Below are 25,995 nucleotides of genomic sequence, written 5' to 3' on the forward strand. Positions count from 1 at the left end.
GACGGCGCGGCCGGCGCAGCGCCCTAGCGGTGGTGATGCAGCCGGTCGAGCAGAACGTAGGCACGATTCTCCGCGGCCGCGAGTTCGGCGGGGTCGATCCCGGCCGGCCACAGCTCACCGGCGGCGGCGTCGTCCGCGTCACGCAGCTCCACGACCGCCACCGCGAGGCGGACCTGGACGAGCGGGGGCGGCGGCCCGACGGCGCGGCCCAGTGACCGTTCGGCCCGGTCCGCGGCCGCCACGCACGCGGCCAGCGCACGCTCCACCCGCACCGCGGCCCGGTCGTGCACCACCAGCAGCGCGCACAGCAGCCCCGTGCCGATCCCCAGGATGCTGCCCAGCACCCGATCGAGGACCAGCGCACCGGCCGGTGCGGGCGCCGCCAGGTCGCTCAGCAGCAGCGCCATCGGCGTCAGGAAGACGACGCCCAGGCCATAGTTGCGGACCACCAGGAACTCCAGCAGGAACTCCAGGGCCACGATCACCAGAGCGAGCGTCATGGGTTCCGGTCGCGCGGCCAGCACACCGAGCGCGATCAGCAGTCCGACGCACGTGCCCAGGGTGCGCTGCACGGCACGCTGGGCCGTCGTGCGCAGGTTGACCGAATGCAGGACGGCGGCGGCCGAGATCGCCGCCCAGTAGCCGTGCTCCAGGTGCAGCAGGACGGCCAACACGCCCGCCACACCGGTGCCGAGGGCCATCCGCAGCGCGGGAACAGCCAGGACGGCGAGGCGGTCGGGGCCACCCGGGCGCCCGATCAGCAGCTCCGTGGCACGCAGCGCGGCGGCATCGCCCCGCGCCGCGGCCGACTCGATCGTGCGTCCGGCCCCGTCGTCCCGGTTCTCCGGCGACGGCGACGCCGTGGGAAGGAACGGCAGCTCCCGCAGCACGGCGGGGGTCCGGCGGCGCCGGTCGGTGAGGAGGGTGGCCTGCCGGCGCCGGTGCACGGCCGTCGTCGCGGGGTCGCCGGGGGCACACCGGGGGGAGCCGACCAGCAGGGTCCAGGACAGGTCGGTCAGGCGCAGGAAGACCGCGTCGGGGCCCGGCCCGGCGCGCCGCGTCCGGGCCGGTGGCGGAGAGCCGAGGCACTGGTACGCGTGCAGGACGGCAACAGTGGCCCCGTGCCGGGTCCGCCGCGGTATGTTCCCCGATGCGGCGGACGCCTCCAGCACCTCGGCGAGCCGGCGCAGAGCCATGGCCACCGCCAGACGCTGCGGTCGTTCGGGATGCACGAACCGGCCTGAGACCGCCAACAGCCACGCGAGCGCGGCTCCGGCCGCCGCCAGCGCCGTGTAGGGAAGCACGTCGGCCCACGTGGGGGAGGCGTTGGCCGCCACGGCGAACGAGAACAGGAGCAGCACCGCGCCGAGCCCGCCGAGCCGCGTGGCATCGCAGACGTACTTGGCCGCGCCCGCGACCAGGGCCGTCGCCACCGCCACCACGGCGGCACCGGCCGTCGACTCCCCGGGGCGGGCCCACACCGCGAGCGCCGACCCACAGCCCACGCACGCCGTCATGGCCGCGGCCACCACCGCGAGGACCCGGGCGCGCCGGGCGTAGGGCAGATTGCGGCCGAACGTGGTGGTGAAGGACCCCAGCATGGCGTAGACCGCGAGATCGGGCCGTCCCGCCATCACGATCGGTACGGCGACCAGGCCCATGGCCAGGGCGGCCCGCACGGCGAACAGAAGCGCTCCGTCCACCTCGTGCAGGGTCAGCGCGCCGCGCGGGGAGAGCGCACGCCCCGCGCCGGCGACCGGGCTCCACCGGCCGTGCCCGCGCACGGGAAGGGAGAATCGGCGCAAACCCGGCATGCTCGGTGTATACCCCGTGCTCCGGCCGGGTGCGCGGCCGGCATGCGGCCCGGACCCGCCACGGCCTGCCCGAGGCGGCGCACTCCGGCGGGCCGGCCGGCGGCGACGGAACTACCCTGGTGGCGCATGAGCAACTGGTTGCCGCTGGACGCCGTGCCCCGGCTGGCCGGTTCGGTGGCGCTCGGAGCCCTGGCCGGCGCCGTCGTCGGGCTGACGGCCAGGGCGCTGCTGGGTGCGCTGGCCGGGATCGCCGCGACGGAGCTGGCCTTCGTGGTGGCGGGCTGGGCGGTGCTGTGGCCCATGGACGCCGCGGCCACCCACCGCAACGCCCGACGTGAGAACATCCGGCCCCTCGGGGAGGAACTCGCGGTCGTGGCGGTCGCTTCGTGCGGACTGGTCGCGATCGTGCTGCTGCTCCTGCTCGGCGCCTCCGACACCGGCCATGTCGGCGCCGCGCTCGCACTCTTCGGGGTGTTCATGGCCTGGGCCGCACTGCACCTGATGTACGCCACCCGCTACGCCTACGTCTACTACACCGCCGACAGCGGGATCGACTTCAACTCCGACCAGCGGCCCGCGTACCGCGACTTCTTCTACTTCAGCTACAACCTCGGCATGACCTACCAGGTGTCCGACACCTCCGTCTCGAGTACGAACATCCGCGCGATCGTGCTGCGGCACACCCTCCTGTCGTACGTCTTCGGCACCAGCATTCTCGCCACCGCCATCAACCTCGTCGCGGGACTCGTCACCGGCTGACGTCCTCGCGCTTTCACGTCGGACACAGCAGGATGGGACGAGCAGCCAACTCAGGAGGAGGCCGGTTCGTGCCCGAGTCACAGGCCGTGATCGTCGAACCCGCCAGAGCCACCGTCTTCCTCGTGGTCACGATCGAGCCGGGCCACGAGGAGGCCGTCCGCGACCTGCTGCAGGACGTCTCGGGCCTGCGCCGCTCGGTCGCCTTCCGCGCACCCGACGACCGGCTCACCTGTGTCGTCGGCATCGGATCGGAGGCCTGGGACCGGCTCTTCGGCGGACCGCGCCCACGGGAACTGCACCCGTTCGTGGAACTGCGCGGCGCCCGCCACCGTGCCCCGGCCACCCCGGGAGACCTCCTCTTCCATGTGCGAGCCCGCCGCATGGACCTGTGTTTCGAACTGGCCCGGCTGATCCTGGAGCGGCTGAGCGACGCGGTCACGGTGGTGGACGAGGTCCAGGCCTTCAAGTACTTCGACGAGCGCGACCTGCTCGGGTTCGTCGACGGAAGCGAGAACGCCGAAGGGGCGGTCGCGGCCGACGAGGTGTTCGTCGGCGACGAGGACCCCGACTTCACCGGGGGCAGCTATGTGATCGTGCAGAAGTACCTGCACGACATGACGGCATGGAACGCCCTGTCCTCGGACGAACAGGAGAAGGTCATCGGGCGGACGAAACTCGCCAACGTCGAACTCCCCGACGACATCAAGCCCGCCGACTCCCACGTGGCGCTCAACACCATCACCGACGAGCACGGCGACGAGCGCAAGATCATCCGGGAGAACATGCCGTTCGGCAACCTCGGCAAGGGCGAGTTCGGCACGTACTTCATCGGCTACGCACGTACCCCGGACGTCACCGAACAGATGCTGAGGCACATGTTCCTCGGCGACGGCCGAGCCGCGCACGACCGCATCCTCGACTACTCGACCGCGATGACCGGGTGCCTGTTCCACGTACCGACCGTCACGTTCCTCGACGACCCGCCCGCCGCTCCCGGCTGAGCCCGAACGGCTCCGGGTCAGCCTTGTGCCCCGCCGAGGGACACCACCACTGCGGTCAGCTGTCCCTCGGGCGCGCGGTAGCTCACCGAGTCTCCGGCCCGGTGGCCGAGCAGCGCGTGCCCGAGCGGACTGTCGGCCGTGATCAGCGCGGGGTCCAGCACGTCCGCCATCGCGCCGATCTGGAACGTGTCCTCCGTGCCGTCCTCGAAGCGCACGGTGACCGTGCTGCCGACCCCGACCACATCGGCGGGGGGCGGGCCCGCGTCGGCCGCCTGCCGCAGTCGCGTGGTGATCTCGGAGATACGGGCGTCCAGGCGATCCAGCTCGCCGGCGCGCTGCAGTTCGTCGGCCCCGTCGGCGAGGTCGCCGACCGTGTCACTGTCCCGCAGAGTCGCCGCCACGGCATCGCGTTCGCTGCGGACTTCGGCGAGTTCCTCTTCGAGTGCCTGACGGGCCGCCTCATTGATCGGCTCGGGTTCGCTGGCCATGTGTGCTCCTCGGACGTGGTGGAGAGGAATGAACTGACCGAAAATGTGAATTTTCGGTCATGTTAGTCGAGGTGCTGCGGATGATCCCCCGGCATAGCCTCGGGAACAGCGACGACCGCCGGCCTCCGTGTGCCGAAGGGGTGAGAGCCGTGGCCATCTCCGAGCACGACCAGAAGCGCCGGGAGTCCCGGGTGGGTCCCGCCCCCAAGGAGGAGCCGGAGTTCCACCCGTACCACCACCCGGCCGCCGGCTGGGGCGCCGCCAAGAGCGTGAGCCGGGTGCTGATGCGCGAGGGCGCGCTGGTGGACGGGCCGCGGGCGATCATGCGGATGAACCACGAGGGCGACGGGTTCGACTGCCCGGGGTGCGCGTGGCCCGACGACACCAAAGGGCTCCATCTGGACATCTGCGAGAACGGCATCAAGCACGTCACCTGGGAGATGACCGGCAAGCGGGTCGGCCGCGACTTCTTCGCCGCACACTCGGTCACGGAGCTGTTCGGCTGGAGCGACTTCGACCTGGAGGACCAGGGGCGGCTGACCGAGCCGATGGTCTACGACCCCGAGTCGGACCACTACGTCCCGATCCGCTGGCGCGACGCCTTCGAGCTGGTCGGCCGCGTCCTGCGCGAGCTGGACGACCCGAACCAGGCGTCGTTCTACACCTCCGGCCGCCTCGGCAACGAGGCCACCTTCCTGTACCAGTTGATGGCCCGCGAACTGGGCACGAACAACCTGCCCGACTGCTCCAACATGTGCCACGAGGCCAGTGGCCGCGCGCTGCAGGCGTCCCTGGGCACCGGCAAGGGGACCGTCGACCTCAAGGACTGGGAGACCACCGACGCCCTGTTCATCATGGGCGTCAACGCGGCCTCCAACGCGCCCAGGATGCTCACCGCCCTCTCCGAGGCATACCGCCGCGGCGCCCAGATCGTGCACGTCAATCCGCTGGTCGAAGCCGCCGCCACGCGCACCATCGTGCCGCACGACTTCACGGACATGGCCCTCTTCAAGACGACCCGGACCAGCACCCTGAACCTGCAGCCGCGCGTCGGCGGCGACATGGCGCTGCTGCGCGGCATGGCCAAGGCGGTCCTGGAGCAGGCCAGGACCGACCCCAAGGCGGTGGACCAGGACTTCGTCGACCGTCACACGGCCTACTTCGACGAGTACCGGGACCTGTGCGAGGCGACCCCCTGGGCGGAGATCGAGCACCAGTCCGGGCTCAGCCGCGACGACATCCTCAAGGCCGTGCTCGTGCTGGCTGACGCCGACCGCTCCATCTTCAGCTGGTGCCTCGGCGTCAGCCAGCACGAGCACGGCGTCGACACCGTCCGCGAGATCGTCAACCTCCTTCTGCTGCGCGGCAATCTGGGCCGCGAGGGCGCCGGTCCGTCACCGGTGCGCGGACACAGCAACGTCCAGGGCAACCGGACCTGCGGCATCGACCACCGGCCCACCGAGGAGTTCCTGGACCGTCTGGCCGGGATCTGCGGGATCGACCCGCCCCGCGAGCACGGCCTGGACACGGTGGGCACCATCCAGGCCATGCACCGCGGTGACGTGAAGGTGTTCGTGGGCATGGGCGGCAACTTCGCCCTCGCCGCGCCCGACACCCCGTACACCTACGAGGCGCTGCGCTCCTGCGACCTCACGGCCCAGGTGAGCACCAAGCTGAACCGCAGCCACCTGGTCCACGGCCGGCAGGCGCTGATCCTGCCGTGCCTGGGCCGGACCGAGAAGGACCAGCAGCGGGGCGGCCTCCAGGCCATGTCGGTCGAGGACTCGATGAGCATGGTCCACCTCTCGGTCGGCATGAAGCGCCCCGCCTCGAAGCACCTGCTGTCCGAGCCCGCCGTCATCGCGGGAATGGCCCGCGCCGCCCTCCCGGACAGCGACACCCCCTGGGAGTGGTACGTCGAGGACTACGACCGCATCCGCGACACCATGGCCCAGGTGCTCGACGGGTTCGAGGACTGCAACCGGCGCGTGCGCCTGCCGCTCGGCTTCCGCAGCAAGCAGCCCGCCCGTGAACTGGTCTTCCTCACTCCTTCGGGACGCGCCGAGTTCTCCGCCGCCCCGCTGCCCGACGTCGTCCCCGCCCCGGGCACCCTGGCCCTGGGCACCATGCGCTCGCACGACCAGTGGAACACGACCATCTACTCCGACAACGACCGCTACCGGGGCGTCAAGAACCTGCGCACGCTCGTCTTCATGAACGAGGACGACATGCGCGAACGCGGCATCTCCGAGTTCGACCCGGTCGACATCACCAGCACCGCCAAGGACGGCAGCCACCGTCACCTCGACGGATTCCTCGCCATCCCCTACGACATCCCCCGTGGCTGCGCGGCCGGCTGCATGCCGGAGATGAACGTGCTGTGCGCGCTCGGCGACTACAGCACGCAGAGCGACCAGCCCCTGATGAAACACGTCAAGGTCACGATCACACCCGCGGCCTGAGCGCGCGGCAGCCTCAGCGGCTCACCGGCTCGACTTCTGGGACGCCACGATCGTGTCGACGGTCTGCTCCGCCCCGGCCAGCCGCTGCACCCGCTCCGCGAAGCCCGGGAACTGCGAGGCGATCTTGGTGAGGAACTTCAACTCGAGCGGTGCCACGTTGACTTCGGCGACATTGCGCTCGATCGCGCGGGTCACGCCCTTGACGACCTGCTCCGGCGCGACGGTCCGCACCCCGCCGGGCGTCGGCGAGCCCGTGCTCGCGAACATCCCCAAGTCGCGTACGAATCCGGGCTGGACGATCGAGACACCGACGCCCGTGCCGTGCAGATCCTGGCGGAAGGCCAGCGAGAAGCCGCGGAGCCCGAACTTCGTCGCGTTGTACATGGACGACGACTTGGTGGCCGCCATTCCCGACAGCGACCCGACGAAGCAGATGTGCCCGCGCCCGGCGGTCACCATGGCGGGAGCGAGCAACCGCGCGAGCATCGCGGGCGCGCGCAGGTTCACCGCGAGCGCCCGGTCGATCTGCTCCGGCGTGTAGTCGAGCACGTCACCGCTGGAGGGCAGCGCGGCGTTGGCGATGAGGATGTCGGTACCGGCAGCCTCCTCGGCGAGGCGCACCACATCGTCGGCGTCACCGAGATCGGCCAGGATCGTACGCGCGCCGTAGCGTTCGGCGAGGGGCTCCAGCGCCTCGCGCCGTCGGCCGGTGAGTATGAGATCCGCACCGCGAGCGGACACCTCCGCAGCGATCGCGCCGCCGATGCCGCCCGTGACCCCGGTCAGCAGAACAGTTGCCCCAGCAATGTGCACGACTACCCTCCCGTACTGTTCGTTCGAACGAACAATAGAGAGGGTGTGAGGGACTGTCCACCCGGACGTGGATGGAAGAATGCAGGACATGCCGAACGACGCTCCCGCCGCCACGACGCGCCAGCGCATCATCACAGCCGTCCTGCAGATCATCGGCGAAGGCGGGGTCGCGGCGGTCACCAACCGGCGGATCGCCAAGGAAGCCGGAGTGTCACTCGGCTCGGTCACGTACCACTTCGAGACCCAGCACGATCTGCTGCGGGAGAGCCTGCTGTACTTCGTGCGCGAGGAGGCCCGGTACTTCACCGAACTGGCCGACCAGTGCCAGACCGAGGGCATCGACATCGAGGACGCGGCGTCCCTGGCCGGGCAGGTCGCGTGCGGCACGGCACTGGACAGCGCCCATCTCGCGCCGTTCGAGCTGTACATCCAGGCCGGGCGCGACGAGCGACTGCGCGAGGCGGCGGCGGAGGCGTTCCGCGCCTACGACCGGCTCGCCACCCAGATCCTCACCGCCCTGGGTGTGCCGGACGCGGAACGCCTCGCGGCCACCACGGTCGCCGTGGTGATGGGGCTGCAACTACGGCGTCTGGCCACCGGCAGCCCCGCCGAGGACCTGGTCGACGCCCTCCTGCTGCTCGCGCGAGGCTGTCCGCCCGCTCAGTGACCGGCGGCAGGCCCCATCAGTTGCGTGGCCTGTTCGCCGATGATGTCCCAAGCGGTGGGCGGGAGATCACCCAGCGCTGTCCACCGCAGCGCGCCGAGCGCGTCCTCGCTGCCGGTGTCGCCCGTGGCACTGGCGCTGACCACGTCGTATCCGTCGCGCACGGCGACTCGCAGGAGCTTCTGCCCGCCGACGTCGGTGTGCAGGGCCGTGGCGACGACGAGCGGCGGCGCTCCGCCCGCTTCGGCCGGCAGTTTGCGGTAGGCGGTGGCGACGGGCTCACGCCAGTGGATGCTCAGCAGCAGCGGACGCTTGGCCGTCGCCTCGGACAGGTCGATCTCCTGAACACCCTCGGGTCCCAGCACGGACGCCCGCGCGTCCAGGACGAGCGCCGCCGGCAGCAGGCAACGCAGTGTGCTGCCCACGAGATTGCCGCCGACCGTCGCCGTCCGGCGTACGGCGCCGGTCCCCACCGAGGCGGCGGCCAGGCGTATGACGTCCGGGACCCGGTCGTCGATCCGGTTCAGCACGACGGCGGCGCCCAGCGACTCACGCCCGATGACGTTGGCCTCCGGGAGGCTGCGCAGCGACATGGCCAGTTCGGGGAAGCCGTCCCGCTGCCAGTCGGCCCACAGCAGCGTCGCCCCGCCGATCGGCACGGCCCCCTCGGCCAGACACTCCCGCGCATCGGACACGGAGCTGGGCAGTCGCAACAGCATCGCAGCCGACCTGCCTTTCTGGGTAGTTGAGCAGCGGGGCCGTGAACCGGTCACCCGCCCACAGGCATGGCGCATTCTTGTCGCACGATGCGGGGCGCACACAGGGCTCACACGAGCATGCCGGGCGTCGTCGAAACCCCCGCCGCACAGGCACCGGTGAGTGCCCCCCTGCGGCGAAGGAGGCATCCCGGCTCCCGCTAAGCTCGCGCGCATGAACGGTGAGGGCAGCGACAACAGCGGTAGACGGGTTGTCGACGGGCGGTTCGAGCTGGAAACACGGCTCGGCGGTGGCGGTATGGGCATGGTCTGGCGTGCGACGGACCTGGTGCTGCATCGGAGCGTGGCCGTCAAGGAGGTCCGGCCGCCCGATCCCGACCTCGCCGAGTACGATCCGGAAGCCGCCGGGATGCTGCGCGAGCGGGTCCTGCGGGAAGCACGCGCGCTGGCGCGTATCGATCACCCCAATGTGGTGACCATCCATCATGTGGTCGACGGAGGTCCGGGTACCTACCCCTGGATCGTCATGGAACTCGTCACCGGCGGCTCCCTGGCCGACCGTCTGGCCCGCGGGACGATGTCCCCCCAGGAAGCGGCACGGATCGGACGTGAGGTGCTGGCCGCGCTGCGCGCCGCGCACCAGGTGGGCATCCAGCACCGCGACGTGAAACCGGCCAACGTCCTGCTGCGTCCCGACGGCCGTCCGGTGCTGACGGACTTCGGCATCGCGGCGATCCGTGAGGCGACCTCCCTCACGGCCACCGGGTCGGTCATCGGCACCCCCGACTACATGGCGCCCGAACGTGTCTCCGGCAAGGACGGCGGTCCCGCCTCGGACCTGTGGTCGCTGGCGATGATGCTCTACACGGCCGTGGAGGGCCACCACCCGCTGCGCCGCGGCACGACACTCGCCACTCTGGCAGCCGTCCTCAGCGAGGAGATCCCGCCGCCGGTCAACGCCGGTCCGCTGCAGGACGTCCTGACGCGGGTCCTCGTCCGGGACCCCGCGGCGCGGCCCGATGCCGAGCAACTCGACCGGATGCTGACCGACGTCGCCCGCGAGCCCGAGTCGCCCACCTCCTACCAACTGCACCCCCCGTCGGCACCGTACGTTCCCGGGCCCGCCACGGCACCCACGGGCTTCGGCCCCGCGCCCGCGATGTCCGGGGGGCCGTACGCCGCTCCTGCGGCCCCGACGACGTTCCAGGGCCCGCAGGACGCGCGTCCGGCGTCCCCCACCGTCCTGGTGCGGCCGGACCGTGGCAGGCGCTGGAAGGTGGTGGGCCTGCCCGTCGCCGGAGTGGCGCTCGCCGGGGTCCTCGTCTGGGCGGGGCTCCCCGACGGAGACTCGAAGGCATCCGGTTCCACCCCGTCCGGCAACTCCACCAGCAAGCCGCCGACGGGCGGCGGCTCGAGCGCCACGGACGTCACGCCGTCGGCGAAGGAGTCGACCGGCGGGACGGCGAGCACGAAGGGGAACCTGCTGACTCCGGCCGGCATCCGCACCGCCATCAGCGCGTTCAAGCAGCAGACCGGACGGACCCGGTTCGGGTCCTTCGTCGTGTATCCGGAGTACGTCTCCGCCGACCTGATGGTGAAGGGCAGCGACACCAAGAAGGACTCGTACACCTATCGCCCCGGCCAGGGCGTCCAGAAGGGCATCATCAGCGACACGCTGGACGGCGAAGAGAAGCCCGTCAGCCTGGACGACTTCGACTGGGACAAGGTCCCGGCCCTGCTGGCCGAAGCCGAGCGGAAACTGAAGGTCGATCACGTCACGACCCGCTACCTGACGGTGATCCTTCCGGGCAACCCCTTCGGCGACCCCGCCGGGATGTCCGTCTACCTCACCAACGCCTACGGCCAGACCGGCTACCTCCAGGCGAACACCCAGGGCAAGGTCACCAAGGTGATGCCCAACGACGGCTGACGCGGCATGTGAGTCAGGTCACCTGGCAGGGTGGAACTCGAAAGCCGGCATCGACGAACAGGAGGTGACCACGACACGGCTTTCGAGGGATACGAGATGAACCACAGAGGTGAGACGTGACGCTCCTGCCGGGCACCGCTGCCGCACTCACCACGGCGACGGACGCGGTCGGGGACTCCGACGGCTCGGTGATCGAACGGTCCTGGCGGACGCCCGACGCGTTCGCCCTGATCTTCGACCGCCACGCCGACGACATCCACCGCTACATCGCACGACGTCTGGGCTCCGACACCGCCGACGACCTGATGGCGGAGACGTTCGTGATCGCGTTCCAGCGCCGTCGGCGCTACGACCTGTCGCACGCGCACGCTCGGCCCTGGCTGTACGGGATAGCCACCAACCTGATCGGCCGTCACCGCAGGGACGAGGCGCGCCGACTGCGGGCACTGTCGCGCATGGCGTCACTGTCCGCGGACCGGGGTCTCGAAGGTCCCGAGGACGGGATCACCGAGAAGCTCAGCGCCGGCGGGACGCACGGCACGCTGGCCGGCGCTCTCGCCGCGCTGCCCGCCCGGTACCGGGACGTGCTGCTGGTGATCGCCTGGGGAGAACTCGACTACACGGAGGCCGCGCAGGCCCTGGGCGTGCCCGTCGGCACCGTGCGCTCCCGCCTGCACAGGGCCCGCACCAAGCTGCGGCGGGCACTGGGCGCAGCGGATCTCACCACCTCGACCGCGCCTCAGAAGGAGACGGATCATGGATGAACTGACGATGGTGCGCGGATGGGAAGCCGACGAGCGCGGGCTGTCCGACGCCGCCCGAGTCGCCGCCCGGGCCCGCCTCGGAGCCGCCATGGTCGAGGAGTCCCGCAGTGGCGCATCCCGTGGACGCGCACCGAGCCGGCGACTCGTGTTCCGTACCGCGCTCGTCGGCGTGACCGCGGCGGCGGTGGGCGTCACCGTCGTGGTGGCCCAGGACGCCAAGGACGACCACAAGCCCCGTCTGGGCGCGATCGGCGCAACGGAGGTGCTGCAGAAGGCCGCTGACAGGTCACGCGCCGCTGGGAACGATCTGCCCGTTCCGCGCAACGACCAGTACTTCTACACCAGGACCTACATCACGCAGACGCCGGTCGAGGGCGGGAAGACCAGGACGTGGACCGACGAGAGCTGGATGTCGGTGGACGGATCCAAGCCCTCCCTGCGTCAGGAGCACGGGAAGATCCACCACGATCCGCCGCTCGGCAAGCACGAAGTGCGCTGGCCCCCCACCATCTACTCCAAGCTCAAGGCCATACCGACGGACCCCGACAACCTCCTCGCCCGGTTCAGGATGGGCCAGCCGAGCTCGCCCGACAACGACAAGTACGCGTTCTTCGAAGGATGCATGCTGCTCATGGGGCCGCGTGTGATGCCCCCCGGCCTGCAGGCCGCCGCCTTCGAAGCGCTGGCGAAGCTTCCCCGGATCCGCCTGGACTACGACGACGTGGACGTGGCCGGCCGGACCGCCGTCGGAGTGTCGTACCCCACGATGGAGTGGACCTTCCTCTTCGACCGCAAGACGTACGACTACTTGGGCCTGCGTACGAGGGGGAGCAGCCCGAAGAAGGTGCACGGCGAGTGGAAGCAGGTCAACTACTACTACGAGACCAGGAGTCTGCAGGACATCCAGGTGGTCGACCGTATCGGTCAGCACGGCTGAGCACCCGTGGGACTCGGTCCGGCAGAATGACGGGCATGAACGGGAACGGGAACACCAGTACGACAGCTGTCGAGTCCAGGCCGCCGCTGACGGCCGGCCTCACCGGTGCCGAGCTGCTGCGCTGGTACTGGACGCTGGACGAGCTCACCGGTCTCGCCCGCACGATGGGCGTCGCACGGCAGGGCGGCAAGGCGGCGCTCACCGCCCGGCTCGCCGCGGCGCTGGACGGCCGGCCGCTGCCGGCCGCTCCGGCCCGCCGTCGCCCGGCGACCGCGCAGTTGGCCGAGCCCGTCGACGGCGACACCGTGATCCCGACCGGCCAGCGGTGCAGCCAGGTTCTGCGGAGGTACTTCGTCGAGGCGATCGGCCCCGGCTTCCACTTCGACGCCTTCATGCGCGACTTCATCGCTCAGAGTCCTGGCCGGACCCTGGCGGACGCGGTCACCCACTGGCACGCCACCCGCCCGGACGCGGCCCGGCCCCGCGAGATCGAGGAGCAGTTCGAGTTCAACCGCTTCACCAGCGCCTGGCACCGCGAGAACCCGGCCGGCACCCGCGCCCAGGCTCTCGAAGCCTGGTACGCCCACCGCGCACTCCCCAAGCCCCCCAGCGGCGGCTGACGGCACACGCACGTCGGGCGAGGACGGATTCAGCCGTTGCCGGTCGCCCGAAGGGCACGTACGGCAGTGGCGTCGCGGTCGGCATCATCGAGTGCCGATCGCGACGCCACCGCAGCGCGTCACAGGGTCGCGGTCGACCCTTCGCCGGACGCGCTGCCCGCGAGCCACTCGTCCCATCCCAGGTTGAAGTCCGCGTAGCCGTTGTCGGGCGAGGCCTTGGCACGGGTCGAGCCGGTGATGGTGACGGGGTCGCCCTGCTTGACCTGGCCGTAGAACCACTTGGCGTCCGACATGGACAGGTGGACGCAGCCGTGCGAGCCGCGGGCGCTGCCGCTGCCCGGGTTGGGGTCGCCGGTCGAGAAGTGCACGTACGTGCCGGACTGGGTCAGGTGGACGTCCCAGGGCAGCGTCAGGTCGTAGTAGTTCGGGCTGCCCTTGTCGCAGCTGATGCCGACGCTGCAGGAGGTCATGTGGACCTTCTCCTGCTTGTCGATGACGGCCATGGTGCCGTTCCACGTCGGGTACTGAGGGCTGCCCGCGTTGATCGACAGGGTGCGCACCGCCTTGCCGTTGCGGCTCACCTTCATGGTGTGGCCGGTCACCGAGACGTCCGCGCGCACGTCGTCGCCGACCTTGAAGGTGTGCGTGTAGGCGCGCACGCCGTAGCGTCCGTTGCCGTTGCTGACGCCCTGCATGTCGGCGTCGACCTTCACCGTCGTGCCGGAGGGCCAGTACGACTTCGGGCGCCAGTCCGCGCGCCTGTCACCGAACCAGTGCCAGGCGCCGGCCACCGGCTGCGAGGCGCTCACCTTCATGTGCTTCTCGACCGCGGCCCGTGCCTTCGCCGCCACCGGGTTCGTGAACACCACCGAGATCGGCATGGCCACACCGACCGTGGTGCCCGTCTGCGGGGTGATCGTCTCCAGCAGCATCGGCGGGCCCGCGGGCTTCTTCGGCGACGGAGAGGCGCTCGCGCTCGGCTTGCCCGACGCCTTCGCGTCGTCCCCACCGGCCTTGTCGCTGCCGCCCCCGCCGCCGCAGGCAGTCACGCCCACCAGCATCGCACCCGTGACAAGTGCGATCCCTATGCTGCCCTTGCGCCGTCCCACGCCCCGCCCCGCTCTCTCGCTCTTCGGCCCTGACGGGCCCGACTCCCTGTCAGACAGAGTAGACCTGGGCCTCAGTTGCACGTGTCGTGTAAAGCGTGTCCCAAAACTCGACGCGCACCGCCGGGTCGGGGAGGAAGGCGCCGGCCCTGGTCCATGCCTGCCCCCGGGTCAGTCGAGGACCAGGGGATCCGGCAAGGACACCGAACCGTGCATCCGCAGGAGCGTGTGGACGACTCCTGAGAGACCCGACATGAGGCTGGGGGAGAACGCCTCCCGGGCCAGGCCGCCGACCGGGCCGCGTTGTTCGAGGCCGGTGAGGATCTCGCCGTCCAGGTCGGAGGGGTCGCCGACGTTCATGGACGTGAGGAACTGCCAGAGGCCGAGGTCGCCGTGGCACAGCGTGTGGCTCCAGCCGAAGCCCTCGGCCGCGCAGGCCTGTGCGGCGCGGCGGGCCATGTCGAGGTGCGCCGGATCGCCGGTGCGCCGGTGCAGGTCGAGCATGCCGATCCCGACCCCCGCGCTGCCGTGACACCAGCTGGTGAAGAAGTCCTCCTCGGCGCCGATGCGGACGTCGAGCCAGTTGCCGTGGTCCGGTTGGTAGAGGGACTCCTGGTAGGCGAAGGCCAGACCGGCGAGGTGGGCCCAGTCGCGGCGCTCGGCCGCGGAACCGGCGTCGCTCAGGGCGAGCCGGGCCAGCGCCCAGCCGATGCCGGTGGCGCCGTGGGCGAAGCCGCCGATGCCCTCCGGATTGAGCCGGGTCGTCCAGCGGGCACCGCTCGCGTCCACCGTGGCCAGCCCGGTCAGCCGGCGGCCGATGTGCGCCGCCGCGGCGAGCCAGCGGTCCTGCCCGGTCGCCGCGGCCAGGTTGAGCAGCGGGACGATGCCGCCGGCCGCTCCGTTGAGGAGATCCACCTCGACGTCGTCCTCGACCAGTCGGCCCTCCAGCAGCACCGCCCTCGCGGCGGCCCGCTCCAGCAGCCGGCTCTCACCGAGCACCCGGTGCAACGCCAGCCACGTCCACACCTGCGACGCAGCGCCGCTGAACGCCCCGGGTGACGGTGTCGGCGTCCGGTCCTCGGTGCTCATCAGCACGCGCAGCGCGCCGTCGAACGTCGCGTTGACGCCGGGCACCTCGTCCGCCCGCCCGGCCCGCACCTCGGCCGCGTACTCCGCGAGCGTCAGCACCACCCCGCCCTGCCCGGTGTAGAGGTCGGCGGGCAGCACCCTGATGGACCATCCCGCGGGGGTGAAGACCGGGCTGATCCAGGTCGCCGTACCGTCCTCGCCGGGCACCGCCCCGTCGCACAGCCGCCGCACCATCCGCGCGGCCAGCTCCCGACGGCGCCGCTCCCGGTCACGGGCGTGCGGCTCGTGGGCGGCGGCCTGCACCCGTGCCGGCAGCGAACGCTCGTTCAGGTACGCGCCCACCAGCGCGTCCTGGATCACCGACTCCTCCAGCGCGAAGTCGGCCGTGCGCCAGTCCTCGACCGTGTTCCGTACGGCGGCCGTGTCCACGGTGAAGCCGAACATCGGCACGTCGCCGGCCAGGAGGTCCGTGATCTCGCCGTCGACAGCCTTGCGCTCGGTCGGCGCACCGGGCAGCACCTCGGCGTTGCGCCGCAGGATGTCCCGGGCCCGCTCCACGGCCGACGCCTCGTCGTGCAACGACGCGGGATGCCACAGCATGCGGCCGATGTCGACGTACGCCTGGGTCGGCCGCAGGATCCGGCGTGCCCGGGCGCCTTCGAAGCGGGCCAGCAGACGGTACGGATCCATGCCGGGCCGGCGCAGATGCGCGGTCATCTCGCGGAAACCGGCCAGGATCCGGTCCCAGTACGCGCTCAGCACGGGGGTCGGGCTCGGGTGGTTGCCCGCGGTGGGCATCGCCACCAGGTCCACCTGGAAGCGGGCCGCCGCGGTGCCGCCGTCCGCGATCACCGGGTTCGGGATCAGCGGCTGCTGCCCGGGCAGGGCCCCCACCCCGGAGATGTCCACTCCGCCGAGCGCGAACCCGGTGCCCCGCACGGGCAGCAGCCCGGTGCGCAGTACCGTCCGGCGGATGGCCGCAGCTGCCACGTCCACCGCGTCACCCCGGCCACTCGGCGGGAACGGCGCGGGGGAGTCGAAGAGCGTCTCGGCGTCCACGATCACCGGCACCGGGCCGGCGGCGATCATGTTCTCGGCATGCATGTCGGTGCCGCCGGTGAAGCGCAGCACGGCCAGCCAGTGCCCCATGTTGCGGTAGAACGCGGCCAGTTCGGCGTCGTTCGCGCAGTACCGGTGGTGGACGAACTCGGCCCAGCCGTAGCCCTCGCGCGCCAACGTCCGCGGCACGCGGATCCGTTCGTCCGGCGTCGGGGCGCCGGGGAAGTCCGAGAACAGCTCGTCCAGAAGTGCGCCCAGAGCCACGTCGGCCTCGGACGGCCGGGGCTTGTACATGACGCTCCCGCCTGCGAAGTCGACCCGGCTCACCGTCAGACCGCCCCGGTGGCTGTCGCCCGCCCCGAACGTCAGGGCGTGCACCGGCCCCGCGGGTGCCCCGAGCAGCGGGTGCAGCAGGGCCCGGTCCGCGGCGAGCCGCTCCGCGAACCCGGCCGTGGCCGCGACCGACATCCGCGCCACGGCAGCGATCCGCCGGCCGACACACGGGTACCGGTCGGCCAGCTTGTCGAGATAGCCCTCCGCACTGGCCTGCTCGACGAACGCGGCCCACGTCCTTGTGTCCGCCGGGCCCTCGGCGTCCGGACCGCCGCCCCCGGCCAGGCGCAGCGCGTGCAGTTCGACCAGGAAGAGACGGGAGAGTTTGGCGTGCAACGACCTGAGCAGGGTGGTGTGACCGGCCTCCAGCACCACGTCCCGCTCGTTCCGGTCCAGGGCGGTCACGGCCGCAAGGCGCCCTGCCAACTCGTCCCGCCACGGCCGCGCGATGCTCCGTACGGGCCCGGCGAACCACTCGGACTCGTCCACGCCGTCCGGCGCCGATCCGCTCACCTTCCACCCTCCCTCTTCCAGCTCACCGAACGAGACGCGGGGAACCGCGCGAGCAGCGCGCAGTTCCCCGGTCGGGGCCCGAAGGCACCGTGGACGATCAGCAGCACCAGCTGCCGTGCGACCCGCTCGGGCTGGAACAGAAGCCGTACAGGGAGTCGCTCGGGTCGGTGAGCGCGGCCTCCGCGGCGGCGCCGCCGACGTAGAGCGGCCCGGCGGGGTTGAGCTGGCCGTAGGCGCTCTCGGCACCCGACAGCCAGGCTTCGAGCACGGCCGCGGTCTGAACACTGGTCTGGGGCATCGGTGGCCTCCGAAGGCGGGAGTTTGGGGCGGATTGCCCAGCCCTGAGTATCGCCACGTTCGAACACCCGTCAGATGCGCAATCCGGCCACAGTCGTGCGGGAATCCTGATGCCTCCTGTAGGAAACTGAGGCGTTCGGCAGGCGCCGGTCCGCCCTCACAACATGACGTGCTTGACCTGTGTGTAGTCGAGCAGGCCGGTCAGAGAGAGGTCGCTGCCGTAACCGGAGTGGCGCACACCGCCGTGCGGCATCTCCGAGACTGTCGTGCCATGGGTGTTGACCCAGACGATACCGGTGTGCAGTGCGCGGCTCGCGCGCATGGCCCGGTCGTGGTCGCGGGTCCAGACACTCGCGGCCAGCCCCTGCGGAACGGCGTTCGCCATATGCAAGGCCTCGGACTCCTCGCTGAAGGGCTGGACGGTGACGACCGGGCCGAACACCTCGCTCCGCACGATCTCGTCCTCCTGCCGGACTCCGGCGACCACCGTGGCCTGGTGGAAGTAGCCCGGGCGGTCCAGGGCCCGGCCACCGGTGACGACCTCGGCATGCTCCGGGAGCCGCTCCAGCAGGCCGCGCACGGAGGCGAGTTGGGCGGCGTTCGCGAGCGGACCGAAGTCGGCGCGCTCGTCGTCCGGGCCGCCGGGCAGCAGCCGTGCGGCCCGGTCGGCGAAGGCGTCCACGAAGGTCTCGTACACACGATGGTGGACGAGGATCCGGGTGGCGGCCGTGCAGTCCTGCCCCGCGTTGTAGAAGGCCAGCGACGACAACTGCTCGACCGCGTCGCCGAGATCGGCGTCGTCGTGCACCAATACCGGTGCGTTGCCGCCGAGTTCGAGATGCAGCCGCTTGAGGTCGGCGGCCGCCGCCGCGGCGATCTCCTGTCCGGCGCGGACGCTGCCGGTGACGGCGACGAGCCGCACGTCCGGGTGGGCCACGAGGGCGCGCCCGGTGTCGCGGTCGCCGCACACCACGTTGAGCACCCCGGGCGGCAGATGCGCGGCGGCCAGCCGGGCGAGGAGCGTGGCCGACGACGGCGTGGTGTCGGACGGTTTCAGGACGACGGTGTTGCCGGCGGCCAGCGCGGGGGCGACCTTCCAGACGGCCATCATCAGCGGGTAGTTCCACGGGGTGATCTGCGCGCACACGCCGACCGGTTCGCGGCGCAGGACGGAGGTACGGCCCGGCGTGTACTCGGCCGCGGCGGCGCCCGGCAGATTCCGGGCGGCCCCGGCGAAGTACCGCAACACGTCGACGATCGCGGGCAGTTCGTCCGCCAGGAACAGAGCGCGCGGCTTGCCGGTGTCGGTCACCTCGGCGCTCGCCAGCGCGTCCGCCTCCCGTTCCAGGGCGTCGGCGATGCGCAGCAGTGCGCTCTGCCGCTGCGCCGGAGTCGTGGCCGACCAGCCGGGAAGGGCCTGCTCGGCCGCCCGGCAGGCCGCGTCCACGTCCTCGGGGCCGGAGAGCGGGGCCGTGCCGTGGGGGAGTCCGGTGGCCGGGTCGATCAGCGGCAGGGTGGCACCGGAGGCGGCCGGTACCTCCTTGCCGTCGATGTGGTTGAGACGGGCGTTGTCAGCCACGGCGCAGCGCCTCCTCCGCGGCGTTGCGCCCGGTGCGGACGGCGCCCTCCATGTATCCGGCGACCCACTGGTCGGAGCCGCAGACGTAGAACGGCGGCTCGTGTGTGCCGTGCAGCGGGCCGACCGCCATGACCTCGCCCGGCGGCCACTGGGTGACGTAGCCCTGGGTCCACGGGTCGGTGCCCCACAGCCGCAGATGGCAGGCGGTCGGCCGCAGCGCCTCGTCGCCGAACATCGCGGCCATCTCGGCGAGCAACTCGGGCGTGCGCAGATGAGGTGGGGTGCCGAGCAGGACGCCGTAGCGCTCGGGCGGGATCAGCGCCGACAGCACGCCCTCGTTCTGCGGCCAGGTGCTGCCCAGGACCCCCTCGCTCTCGGACAGGCCGTTGAGCCCGTCGGCGCGCCAGAAGGGACGGTCGTACACGGCGGCGAACTTCGCGGCCATCGCGTGTCGTTGCCGGTGCAGCGAGGCCAGGCGGGCGTCGCTCACACCGGTGACGGCGACCGACCGGAGGGGGCCCACCGGCAGGGCACTCACCACGGCCGCCGCGGTGAGGACTTCGCCGGTGACGAGGCGTACGGCACAGTGGCCGGGGCGTATGTCCAGCGCGGCGACGGGCGAGCCGAGGCGGATGCGCGGCCCCAGCTCGCGGCCCATGACCTCGGCCAGAGTGGCCGACCCTTCCGCCAGTCGCAGTCCCTCCCAGTTCTCGTAGTCGTAGTCGCCCGTACCGGGGACGGCAGCGCACTTGCGCAGCGCCGCCAGCAGCGAGATGCGCTCGTACGATCCTCCCGCCAGGGCCAGTTGGCCTATGTCCCACAGCCGCACCACGGCGGGTGCGGCGTGGCGGGAGCGCAGCCAGTCGGCCACGGACAGCCGGTCGAGGGCGGTCGCCTCCGGGTGCGACCAGGGGTCGTCGGGGTCGACCGTGGCGGCGAGTTCGCTGAACTCCTTCCCGAGTTGCTCGTGTTGGGCCATGTCACCGGGGCCGAACAGGTGCGGTGGGTCGCCGGCCGACAGACCCTCGGGTGTGGAACGGGTGATACGGCCGGGTTCGGCGACGTAGCTGGCGACCAGCTCCAGGCCGAGTTCCTTGGCGAGTTGCAGGTACCCGGTGTGGGCATGGCCGACCACTTCGCCGCCCAGCTGGACGGTACGGCCGTCGGGCGTGCGGGTCTGCTCGACCCGGCCGCCGACGCGGTCCCGGGCCTCCAGGACGAGCACGTCGGTGCCGGCGGCCGCCAGGTCCCGGGCGGCGGCGAGCCCGGCCAGACCCGCACCGAGCACGATCACGTCGTGATGCATCAGCTTCGCTTTCGTGAGTGAGGCGGGCGGGGATCAGGCCAGGACCAGGCAGTGTTCGGGCCGCCAGCCGAACTCGACCGTCTCGCCGCCGCTCCAGCGGTCCTCCATGCGCGCGCGGGCCGTGTTCTGCTCCAGCACGGACAGAGTGACGCCCGGGGCGAGTTCGATCAGGTAGGTCGTGGTGGGGCCGCTGTAGACGGTTTCGCGGATGACGCCGGTCTGCATCGACATGCCCGGTTCGAAGTCCGACAGCCAGATCTTCTCGGGGCGCACGGACACGCTCACGGCGGTGCCGTCCGTGATGCCGCTCCGGGCGCCGACCGCCAGGGCGGGCCCCTGCTCCAGGGCGACCTCACCACCTCGGTAGGTGCCGGTCATCAGGTTGGAGGTGCCCATGAAGGAGGCGACGAAGCGGGTGGCGGGATGCTCGTAGACGTCCTCGGGGGTGCCGCACTGTTCGATGCGGCCCTCGTTCATGACCGCGATCCGGTCGGACATGGTCAGCGCCTCGTCCTGGTCGTGGGTGACGAAGACGAAGGTGATGCCGACCTCGCGCTGGATCTGCTTCAGCTCGACCTGCATCTGCCGGCGCAGCTTCAGGTCGAGGGCGGCCAGCGGCTCGTCGAGGAGCAGGACGGCCGGACGGTTGACGAGCGCGCGGGCGAGCGCGACGCGCTGCCGCTGGCCGCCGGAGAGGGTACGCGGCTTGCGGTCGGCGAGGCCGGCGAGCTGGACCAGGTCCAGCATCTCGCCGACACGCTGCCGTGTCTCGGCCTTGGCGACGCCCTTGCGCTTCAGCCCGAAGGCGATGTTGTCGGCGACGCTGAGGTGGTCGAACAGCGCGTAGCTCTGGAAGACCGTGTTGACGTTGCGCCGGTTCGGCGGCAACGCGGTCACGTCCTCACCGGCGAGCAGCACCGAGCCCTCGGTGGGGTCGCTGAACCCGCCGATCATGCGCAGCGAGGTGGTCTTGCCGCAGCCGGAAGGGCCCAGCAGGGAGAAGAAGTGGCCGGACTCGATGTCGAGGTCGAGCCGGTGGACGGCGTAGGAGTCGGCGAACTGCTTGGAGACGCCGTCGAGCCGGACGGCAGGGGTCGCGTCCATGGATCACTCTCCGGAGAAGATGTCGAGGCCGCCACGGCGGCCGAAGAGGCGCGGGATGAACAGGGCCAGGGCGATGAGGGCGATGGATCCGGCGAGCATGAGCGTGCCGACCGCGTTGATCGTGGGCTGCACGCCGAAGCGGATCGCCGAGTAGATCCGCACCGACAGCGGCTGGGGGTCGACGCCGGTGGTGAAGTAGGCGAGGACGAAGTCGTCGAAGACGAGCGCGAAGATCAGCACGGCGGAGGCGAGCACCGCGGGCAGCAGGGCAGGCAGGGTGACGAGTCGGACCGCCTGCCACCGGGTGGCGCCGAGGTCCATCGCGGCCTCCTCCACCTCCGGGTTCAGCGCGGCGACCCGGGACCGGAGGATGACCGTGACGTACGAGATGGAGAAGGTGATCTCGGCGAGCATCACCGTGCCGGTGGACAGGGCCACGCCCAGGCCCTTGAACAGCAGCATGGACGCCACGCCCGTGACGATCTCCGGCGTGATCAGCGGCACCAGCATGATCAGTCCCGCCAGCGAGCCGAGCCGGGTGCGGCAGCGGACCAGACCGAGCGCGAGCGCCACGCCGAGGACGACCGAGCCGGCCATCGCCACCAGGGAGATCCGCAGGCTGGTGCCCAACGACGAGATGAGGACGTCGTCGTGGACGAAGGCCCGGTACCAGCGCAGGCTGAACCCGCCGAACACGGTCAGGGACTTCTTGGAGTTGAACGAGAACAGGGCCACGACGGCGATGGGCAGGTAGAGCAGTGCGAAGAAGAGCCCGGTGACGGCGATGAGGATGCGGGGCCTGCGGTCGGCGCGACCGCGCCGCGTGCGGGTACGGGCGGTCGGACGGGCCGGGGCGGTGGTGGAGGGCAGCTTGAGCAGGGTCATCGGCGGGCCTCCGCCTCGTCCTTGCGGGTGCGCCGCAGGTAGCCGAACATCCCGACCAGCAGGACCAGCATCAGCAGCATGGTGAGCGCGGAGCCGAGCGGCCAGTTCTGGCCCTGGAAGAACTTGTCCTGGATCAGGTTGCCGATCATGATCTGGTCCGGTCCTCCCATGAGCTGTGCGCTGACGAAGTCGCCCATGGCGGGCAGGAAGACCAGGACGAGTCCGGCCGCCGCGCCCTGCCGGGTGGCCGGCAGGGTGACGTAGAAGAAGGTGCGGACCGGGCCGCCGTACAGGTCGCGGCCGGCCTCGATGAGGGAGACGTCGAGCCGCTCCAGGGCCGCGTACAACGGGATGATCATGAAGACGACGAAGCCGTAGACGAGTCCCGCGACCACGCCGACGCCGGTGTTGAGGATCTTCGTGTTCTCGTCGGCGAGCCCCACCGCGCGCAGGGCGCGCAGTACCGGCCCGTCGTCGGAGAGGACCACCGACCAGCCGTACATCCGCACCAGGTAGTTGGCGAAGAACGGCACGACGATCGCGGCGATCAGCGCGTGCTTGTACCGGCCGCCGTGCAGGGCGATGGTGTACGCCACCGGGTAGGCGATCAGCAGGCAGATCGCGCAGGTCAGCAGGGCGTAGCCGAGCGAGCGGGCCAGGACCTCGCTGTAGGCGGGGTCGGCGAGGGCGCGTACGCCGGCCAGGTCGAAGCCGAAGCGCGGATTGCCGAGGTCGTCGGTGGTGCCGACCGCGAGGACGGCGACCAGGACCAGCGAGGCGATCAGGAATCCGGTCATCCAGAGGGTGCCGGGCATCATGAACCAGACCCACATCCGGTTTCCGCCGGTGTCCCGGCGGCGGGTGCGTGAGGAGTGGCGGAGCAGTGCCATGGGTCAGCCCGCCTTCACATGGGTCCAGGCGGTGTCGCGGGCGTCCTCCGCCGCGCGGCCGCCGTTGCGGAAGAACAGGTCCGCCTTGAGGTCGTCCTCGGTGACGAGGCACTCGGGGAACGGTTTGACCAGCTCGGCGTAGGTCTTCTCGGAGCCGGCCACCGGCATCGGGTAGCCGATGTACTCGATGTTCTTCTTCACGTTCTCCGGCCGGAGCATGTAGTCGATGAACAGCATCGCGGTGCCGGGGTGAGGGGCGTTCCAGGGGATGGCGTAGCAGTCGGAGTTGATCGGCGTGCCCTCCCTCGGCGCCTCGAAGCCGAACACGGAGGGGTCCTTGGCCTGGTTCAGCATGGCAGCCATGTCACCGCTCCAGGCCTGGGTCATGACCGCGTTGCCGTTCAGGAGGTTGTTGTAGCTGTCGCTGGAGAAGCCGCGCAGTCGCGGGCGGAGCGTGCTCAGCAGGGAGGTGATGCGGTCGAGGTCACCGGTGTCTCCGGTACTGACGCCTAGGCCGAGTTCGAGGGCGCCCATACCGAGGACCTCGTCGCGGTCGTCCAGCAGGAAGACCTTGCCTCTGGCCTTGTCGCTCCACAGGTCCTTCCAGGACCCGGTCAGGTCGCCGATCTTGTCGCGGCGCCAGCCGATGCCGGTCTTGTACGCGGTAAAGGGGACCGTGTGCGCGGAGCCGGGGTCGTACCAGGGGTCGGCGAAGTACGCGTGCGTGCCGAATATGGCGTGCGAGTTGGTGAGCTGGGAGTGGTCGATCCGGCGCAGCCGGCCGCCGCGGACCAGGCGCTGGGCCCATTTGGCCGTGGGGAAGATGATGTCGTAGCGGTTGCCGGCGTTGAGCTTGGCGACCATGCCTTCCATCGAGTCGAAGTTCGACTGGATGACCTTGACGCCGTACTCCTTCTCGAACCCCTTGAACACGGACGGGTCGACGAAGTCGGCCCAGTTGAAGTAGACGAGATCGCCGTCGACGCGCGCCCGGACCGGGGCGAGCTGTCTGGCGTCGGGCGTTTTGGCGGGCATGAACCCGCAGCCGCCGGCCGCGGCGCCCAGCAGGCCGCAGGCGCCCGCCCGCAGCACGGCGCGTCGGGTCGGCGGTGGTATCTCGGGGGACATGGAACGTCCTCTCCGTCGAGGAACGGCACAAGTCCAGGGCGGGACCGGCTGGTCGGCTCACGGAGGCCCTGACTCCGTAGGGAGGACCGGTCTGGGGAGGGTGCGTGCGTCAGCGGAGGTGGGGTAACTCCGACGGGAGGCGTACGGCGTAGAGCGCGCGGGAGGACGTCATGGGGTGTCCCCCTCCAGGTCGTCCCGGACCCGGCGGGCGAACCAGCCGACGGCAGCCTCGCGCTGCGACAGCGGCCCCGGCTCGAAACCGGGCGTCCGCAGGCCGGCCTGCACGCGTTCCACCAGCTCGGCGTCCTCGTCGTTGGTGATCCAGCCGATGTGGATGTTCAGCCGCCGGGCCAGCCGGGTGCGGACGCTCTCCCCGTGCCGGGTGTAGAAGCCGCCAGGTATTGCCGCCCGGTCCTGGGCTGTGGGCAGGGCGGTCCACGCGAGCACGTGGTCAGGGTAGAAGTCGATGAGCGTGTTCGGATAGATCACGGCGTAGCGCCACACGCGCCGGTCGGCCTCGGTCAGTCCCGGCATCGGGGTCGCGAGGCGCTGGTAGAGCCGCTCGGTCCAGTTCGAGGAGGGCTTGTCGCGCAGCGGGGACTCGAACAGGACGTAGTTCTCCTGCACGTCCACCGTGTACGCCTGGTAGTCCAGCAGCCGCATGAGTGCGGGGTGGGCCACGGGGACGTGGTAGCCCTCGAGGTAGTTGTCGACGATCACCTTCCAGTTGGCGTTCTGCTCCTCGCTGCCCGCCAGGTCGTGGATGCGGTGCCTGCCGACGGGGATCAGGCCGGGGTCGGCGTAGCGGCCGACGGCCTCGGCGAGCCCGGCGCAGCTCTCCGCGAGCGGGGTCGCTTCCATGTCGAGGTTGACGAAGACGAATCCGAGGAAGGACTCCACGTTGACCGGGTGCAGTCCGAGCCGGGGCTTGTCCAGGCAGGGGATCCGGCGCGCCTCGGGGGCACCGACGAGCCGCCCGTCGAGCTTGTAGGTCCAGCCGTGGTACGGGCAGCGGATCGCCTTGCCGGACGGCTCCGGGGCGGTGACCAGGCGGGTGCCGCGGTGCCTGCAGACGTTGAGGTGGGCGGCGAGGCCGCCGTCCTCCGTGCGGACGATCAGCACCTCCCGGCCGGCGGCGGTGGCGGTGAGGCGCGCGCCGGGTCCGGGGAGGTCGGACTCGTGGCAGACGAGCTGCCAGGACTTGGCGAAGATGCGTTCGGTCTCGGCCTCGGCGATGGCCGGATGCGTGTAGTAGCGGGCCGGCAGGGCTTCCCCGGGGTGCTTGGGGGGCGGCTCCGGCGGGGCAGGGGAGACAGCATCGGCTGCCCGGGTGGTCGGGGGGTGCATGGGGTCCTCCTCCGCGCCGCGACGGCGGCGATGGGCGGTGAGGCTGTGCCCGGAACGTACGGCAGGCGGGGCGTCACGTACGACGTCACGTGAGGCGGCCGGACCTGCCGGGATCCGGCTGACTAATTGGTTAGTCAGAGTGCGGCGACGGCGGGATCAAGTCAAGACTTGTGAGCTGACTAATTAGTTAGTTAGTGTCGTGGTGGACGGACGACCGGGCACCCCGCACCGGTCCGGACACCCCCTGTCACCGTCCACGCCGTGCCCGGTCCCGGCCGGGCACCCCGCACAGCTCCCCACCCCTCTCCTCGCGGTGCCGGAGCTCCCCGTCCACGCCATCGCCGCGCCACCCGGCTCCGGACCACCCGGACACGGTGCGCCCCCGGAGGCA

At 71.1% G+C, this 25,995-nt stretch carries 22 protein-coding genes; 8 read left to right on the forward strand and 14 right to left on the reverse strand.

What is annotated here, in order from left to right:
• Positions 1 to 23: 23 nt before the first annotated feature.
• Positions 24 to 1,814: an FUSC family protein gene (locus tag ACIRVH_RS38770; protein ID WP_403963900.1), complete on the reverse strand. Its 1,791-nt coding sequence runs from the start codon at positions 1,812 to 1,814 to the stop codon at positions 24 to 26.
• A 126-nt stretch (positions 1,815 to 1,940) separates the two neighbouring features.
• Between ACIRVH_RS38770 and ACIRVH_RS38775 the strand changes: the two genes are divergently transcribed.
• A complete protein-coding gene (locus ACIRVH_RS38775) occupies positions 1,941 to 2,573 on the forward strand; it encodes a DUF1345 domain-containing protein (protein WP_403963902.1) in 633 nt (210 codons plus the stop codon).
• Between the two features lie 32 nt (positions 2,574 to 2,605).
• A complete protein-coding gene (locus ACIRVH_RS38780) occupies positions 2,606 to 3,574 on the forward strand; it encodes a Dyp-type peroxidase (protein ID WP_403963905.1) in 969 nt (322 codons plus the stop codon).
• Positions 3,575 to 3,591: 17 nt separating this feature from the next.
• On the opposite strand, the gene ACIRVH_RS38785 is transcribed toward ACIRVH_RS38780, so the two are convergent.
• Positions 3,592 to 4,062, reverse strand: coding sequence for a GreA/GreB family elongation factor (locus ACIRVH_RS38785; protein WP_403963907.1), 471 nt, complete (start codon positions 4,060 to 4,062; stop codon positions 3,592 to 3,594).
• An 80-nt stretch (positions 4,063 to 4,142) separates the two neighbouring features.
• Between ACIRVH_RS38785 and ACIRVH_RS38790 the strand changes: the two genes are divergently transcribed.
• A complete protein-coding gene (locus tag ACIRVH_RS38790; RefSeq protein WP_403963910.1) occupies positions 4,143 to 6,524 on the forward strand; it encodes an FdhF/YdeP family oxidoreductase in 2,382 nt (793 codons plus the stop codon).
• A gap of 21 nt (positions 6,525 to 6,545) precedes the next feature.
• On the opposite strand, the gene ACIRVH_RS38795 is transcribed toward ACIRVH_RS38790, so the two are convergent.
• Positions 6,546 to 7,337, reverse strand: coding sequence for an SDR family NAD(P)-dependent oxidoreductase (locus ACIRVH_RS38795; protein ID WP_403963913.1), 792 nt, complete (start codon positions 7,335 to 7,337; stop codon positions 6,546 to 6,548).
• Between the two features lie 88 nt (positions 7,338 to 7,425).
• Here ACIRVH_RS38795 and ACIRVH_RS38800 point away from each other — a divergent pair, with 88 nt between their 5' ends.
• The gene (locus ACIRVH_RS38800) at positions 7,426 to 8,004 is read left to right on the forward strand and encodes a TetR/AcrR family transcriptional regulator (RefSeq protein WP_403963916.1); all 579 of its coding nucleotides are present in this window, start codon (positions 7,426 to 7,428) and stop codon (positions 8,002 to 8,004) included.
• Here ACIRVH_RS38800 and ACIRVH_RS38805 read toward each other — a convergent pair.
• The gene (locus tag ACIRVH_RS38805) at positions 7,998 to 8,720 is read right to left on the reverse strand and encodes an FAD binding domain-containing protein (protein WP_403963919.1); all 723 of its coding nucleotides are present in this window, start codon (positions 8,718 to 8,720) and stop codon (positions 7,998 to 8,000) included. The two genes, ACIRVH_RS38800 and ACIRVH_RS38805, sit on opposite strands and share 7 nt — an antisense overlap.
• Before the next feature lie 211 nt (positions 8,721 to 8,931).
• Between ACIRVH_RS38805 and ACIRVH_RS38810 the strand changes: the two genes are divergently transcribed.
• From ACIRVH_RS38810 to ACIRVH_RS38825, 4 genes are all read left to right on the forward strand, one after another.
• Complete coding sequence (locus ACIRVH_RS38810; RefSeq protein WP_403963922.1) at positions 8,932 to 10,647, forward strand: protein kinase; 1,716 nt, start codon at positions 8,932 to 8,934, stop codon at positions 10,645 to 10,647.
• A 116-nt stretch (positions 10,648 to 10,763) separates the two neighbouring features.
• On the forward strand, positions 10,764 to 11,411 hold the full coding sequence (locus ACIRVH_RS38815; protein ID WP_403963925.1) for an RNA polymerase sigma factor: 648 nt from the start codon (positions 10,764 to 10,766) through the stop codon (positions 11,409 to 11,411).
• The gene (locus tag ACIRVH_RS38820) at positions 11,404 to 12,348 is read left to right on the forward strand and encodes a CU044_5270 family protein (RefSeq protein ID WP_403963927.1); all 945 of its coding nucleotides are present in this window, start codon (positions 11,404 to 11,406) and stop codon (positions 12,346 to 12,348) included. Before ACIRVH_RS38815 ends, ACIRVH_RS38820 begins: the two co-directional genes overlap by 8 nt.
• 35 nt (positions 12,349 to 12,383) lie before the next feature.
• Positions 12,384 to 12,968, forward strand: a complete 585-nt coding sequence (locus ACIRVH_RS38825; protein WP_403963930.1) for a DUF6434 domain-containing protein — start codon at positions 12,384 to 12,386, stop codon at positions 12,966 to 12,968.
• A gap of 119 nt (positions 12,969 to 13,087) precedes the next feature.
• Here the strand turns inward: ACIRVH_RS38825 and ACIRVH_RS38830 are convergent, their stop codons facing one another.
• From ACIRVH_RS38830 to ACIRVH_RS38875, 10 genes are all read right to left on the reverse strand, one after another.
• Entirely contained in the window at positions 13,088 to 14,029 is a 942-nt protein-coding gene (locus ACIRVH_RS38830; RefSeq protein WP_403964198.1) for an Ig-like domain-containing protein, read from the reverse strand.
• 216 nt (positions 14,030 to 14,245) lie between these two features.
• Positions 14,246 to 17,068 (reverse strand): type 2 lanthipeptide synthetase LanM family protein, encoded by a 2,823-nt coding sequence (locus ACIRVH_RS38835; RefSeq protein WP_403963933.1) that lies wholly within the window; start codon positions 17,066 to 17,068, stop codon positions 14,246 to 14,248.
• Between the two features lie 97 nt (positions 17,069 to 17,165).
• Entirely contained in the window at positions 17,166 to 17,366 is a 201-nt protein-coding gene (locus ACIRVH_RS38840) for a DUF6229 family protein (RefSeq protein ID WP_145884020.1), read from the reverse strand.
• 156 nt (positions 17,367 to 17,522) lie between these two features.
• Positions 17,523 to 18,944 (reverse strand): aminobutyraldehyde dehydrogenase, encoded by a 1,422-nt coding sequence (locus ACIRVH_RS38845; RefSeq protein WP_403963936.1) that lies wholly within the window; start codon positions 18,942 to 18,944, stop codon positions 17,523 to 17,525.
• Positions 18,937 to 20,250 (reverse strand): flavin monoamine oxidase family protein, encoded by a 1,314-nt coding sequence (locus ACIRVH_RS38850; protein WP_403963939.1) that lies wholly within the window; start codon positions 20,248 to 20,250, stop codon positions 18,937 to 18,939. The genes ACIRVH_RS38845 and ACIRVH_RS38850 overlap by 8 nt, the downstream gene beginning before the upstream one ends.
• Before the next feature lie 33 nt (positions 20,251 to 20,283).
• Positions 20,284 to 21,354 carry an ABC transporter ATP-binding protein gene (locus tag ACIRVH_RS38855; protein ID WP_403963942.1) on the reverse strand — a complete coding sequence of 357 codons (1,071 nt, stop codon included), beginning with the start codon at positions 21,352 to 21,354 and terminating at the stop codon, positions 20,284 to 20,286.
• A gap of 3 nt (positions 21,355 to 21,357) precedes the next feature.
• Positions 21,358 to 22,239 (reverse strand): ABC transporter permease, encoded by an 882-nt coding sequence (locus ACIRVH_RS38860; RefSeq protein ID WP_403963944.1) that lies wholly within the window; start codon positions 22,237 to 22,239, stop codon positions 21,358 to 21,360.
• Positions 22,236 to 23,129 carry an ABC transporter permease gene (locus tag ACIRVH_RS38865; protein WP_403963947.1) on the reverse strand — a complete coding sequence of 298 codons (894 nt, stop codon included), beginning with the start codon at positions 23,127 to 23,129 and terminating at the stop codon, positions 22,236 to 22,238. The genes ACIRVH_RS38860 and ACIRVH_RS38865 overlap by 4 nt, the downstream gene beginning before the upstream one ends.
• 3 nt (positions 23,130 to 23,132) lie before the next feature.
• Positions 23,133 to 24,257 (reverse strand): spermidine/putrescine ABC transporter substrate-binding protein, encoded by a 1,125-nt coding sequence (locus tag ACIRVH_RS38870; RefSeq protein ID WP_403963950.1) that lies wholly within the window; start codon positions 24,255 to 24,257, stop codon positions 23,133 to 23,135.
• A gap of 168 nt (positions 24,258 to 24,425) precedes the next feature.
• Positions 24,426 to 25,604: an aromatic ring-hydroxylating dioxygenase subunit alpha gene (locus ACIRVH_RS38875; RefSeq protein ID WP_403963953.1), complete on the reverse strand. Its 1,179-nt coding sequence runs from the start codon at positions 25,602 to 25,604 to the stop codon at positions 24,426 to 24,428.
• Between the last annotated feature and the right edge of the window lie 391 nt (positions 25,605 to 25,995).

Source organism: Streptomyces sp. NPDC101165 (genome assembly GCF_044768135.1).
Classification (GTDB): domain Bacteria; phylum Actinomycetota; class Actinomycetes; order Streptomycetales; family Streptomycetaceae; genus Streptomyces.

Coding starts and splice junctions, on each gene's coding strand:
- ACIRVH_RS38770 (WP_403963900.1), bottom strand. CDS start 1,814: ATGCCGGGTTTGCGCCGATTCTCCCTTCCCGTGCGCGGGCACGGCCGG.
- ACIRVH_RS38775 (WP_403963902.1), top strand. CDS start 1,941: ATGAGCAACTGGTTGCCGCTGGACGCCGTGCCCCGGCTGGCCGGTTCG.
- ACIRVH_RS38780 (WP_403963905.1), top strand. CDS start 2,606: ATGGGACGAGCAGCCAACTCAGGAGGAGGCCGGTTCGTGCCCGAGTCA.
- ACIRVH_RS38785 (WP_403963907.1), bottom strand. CDS start 4,062: ATGGCCAGCGAACCCGAGCCGATCAATGAGGCGGCCCGTCAGGCACTC.
- ACIRVH_RS38790 (WP_403963910.1), top strand. CDS start 4,143: ATGATCCCCCGGCATAGCCTCGGGAACAGCGACGACCGCCGGCCTCCG.
- ACIRVH_RS38800 (WP_403963916.1), top strand. CDS start 7,426: ATGCCGAACGACGCTCCCGCCGCCACGACGCGCCAGCGCATCATCACA.
- ACIRVH_RS38805 (WP_403963919.1), bottom strand. CDS start 8,720: ATGCTGTTGCGACTGCCCAGCTCCGTGTCCGATGCGCGGGAGTGTCTG.
- ACIRVH_RS38810 (WP_403963922.1), top strand. CDS start 8,932: ATGAACGGTGAGGGCAGCGACAACAGCGGTAGACGGGTTGTCGACGGG.
- ACIRVH_RS38820 (WP_403963927.1), top strand. CDS start 11,404: ATGGATGAACTGACGATGGTGCGCGGATGGGAAGCCGACGAGCGCGGG.
- ACIRVH_RS38825 (WP_403963930.1), top strand. CDS start 12,384: ATGAACGGGAACGGGAACACCAGTACGACAGCTGTCGAGTCCAGGCCG.
- ACIRVH_RS38830 (WP_403964198.1), bottom strand. CDS start 14,029: ATGCTGGTGGGCGTGACTGCCTGCGGCGGCGGGGGCGGCAGCGACAAG.
- ACIRVH_RS38840 (WP_145884020.1), bottom strand. CDS start 17,366: ATGCCCCAGACCAGTGTTCAGACCGCGGCCGTGCTCGAAGCCTGGCTG.
- ACIRVH_RS38850 (WP_403963939.1), bottom strand. CDS start 20,250: ATGCATCACGACGTGATCGTGCTCGGTGCGGGTCTGGCCGGGCTCGCC.
- ACIRVH_RS38855 (WP_403963942.1), bottom strand. CDS start 21,354: ATGGACGCGACCCCTGCCGTCCGGCTCGACGGCGTCTCCAAGCAGTTC.
- ACIRVH_RS38860 (WP_403963944.1), bottom strand. CDS start 22,239: ATGACCCTGCTCAAGCTGCCCTCCACCACCGCCCCGGCCCGTCCGACC.
- ACIRVH_RS38865 (WP_403963947.1), bottom strand. CDS start 23,129: ATGGCACTGCTCCGCCACTCCTCACGCACCCGCCGCCGGGACACCGGC.
- ACIRVH_RS38870 (WP_403963950.1), bottom strand. CDS start 24,257: ATGTCCCCCGAGATACCACCGCCGACCCGACGCGCCGTGCTGCGGGCG.
- ACIRVH_RS38875 (WP_403963953.1), bottom strand. CDS start 25,604: ATGCACCCCCCGACCACCCGGGCAGCCGATGCTGTCTCCCCTGCCCCG.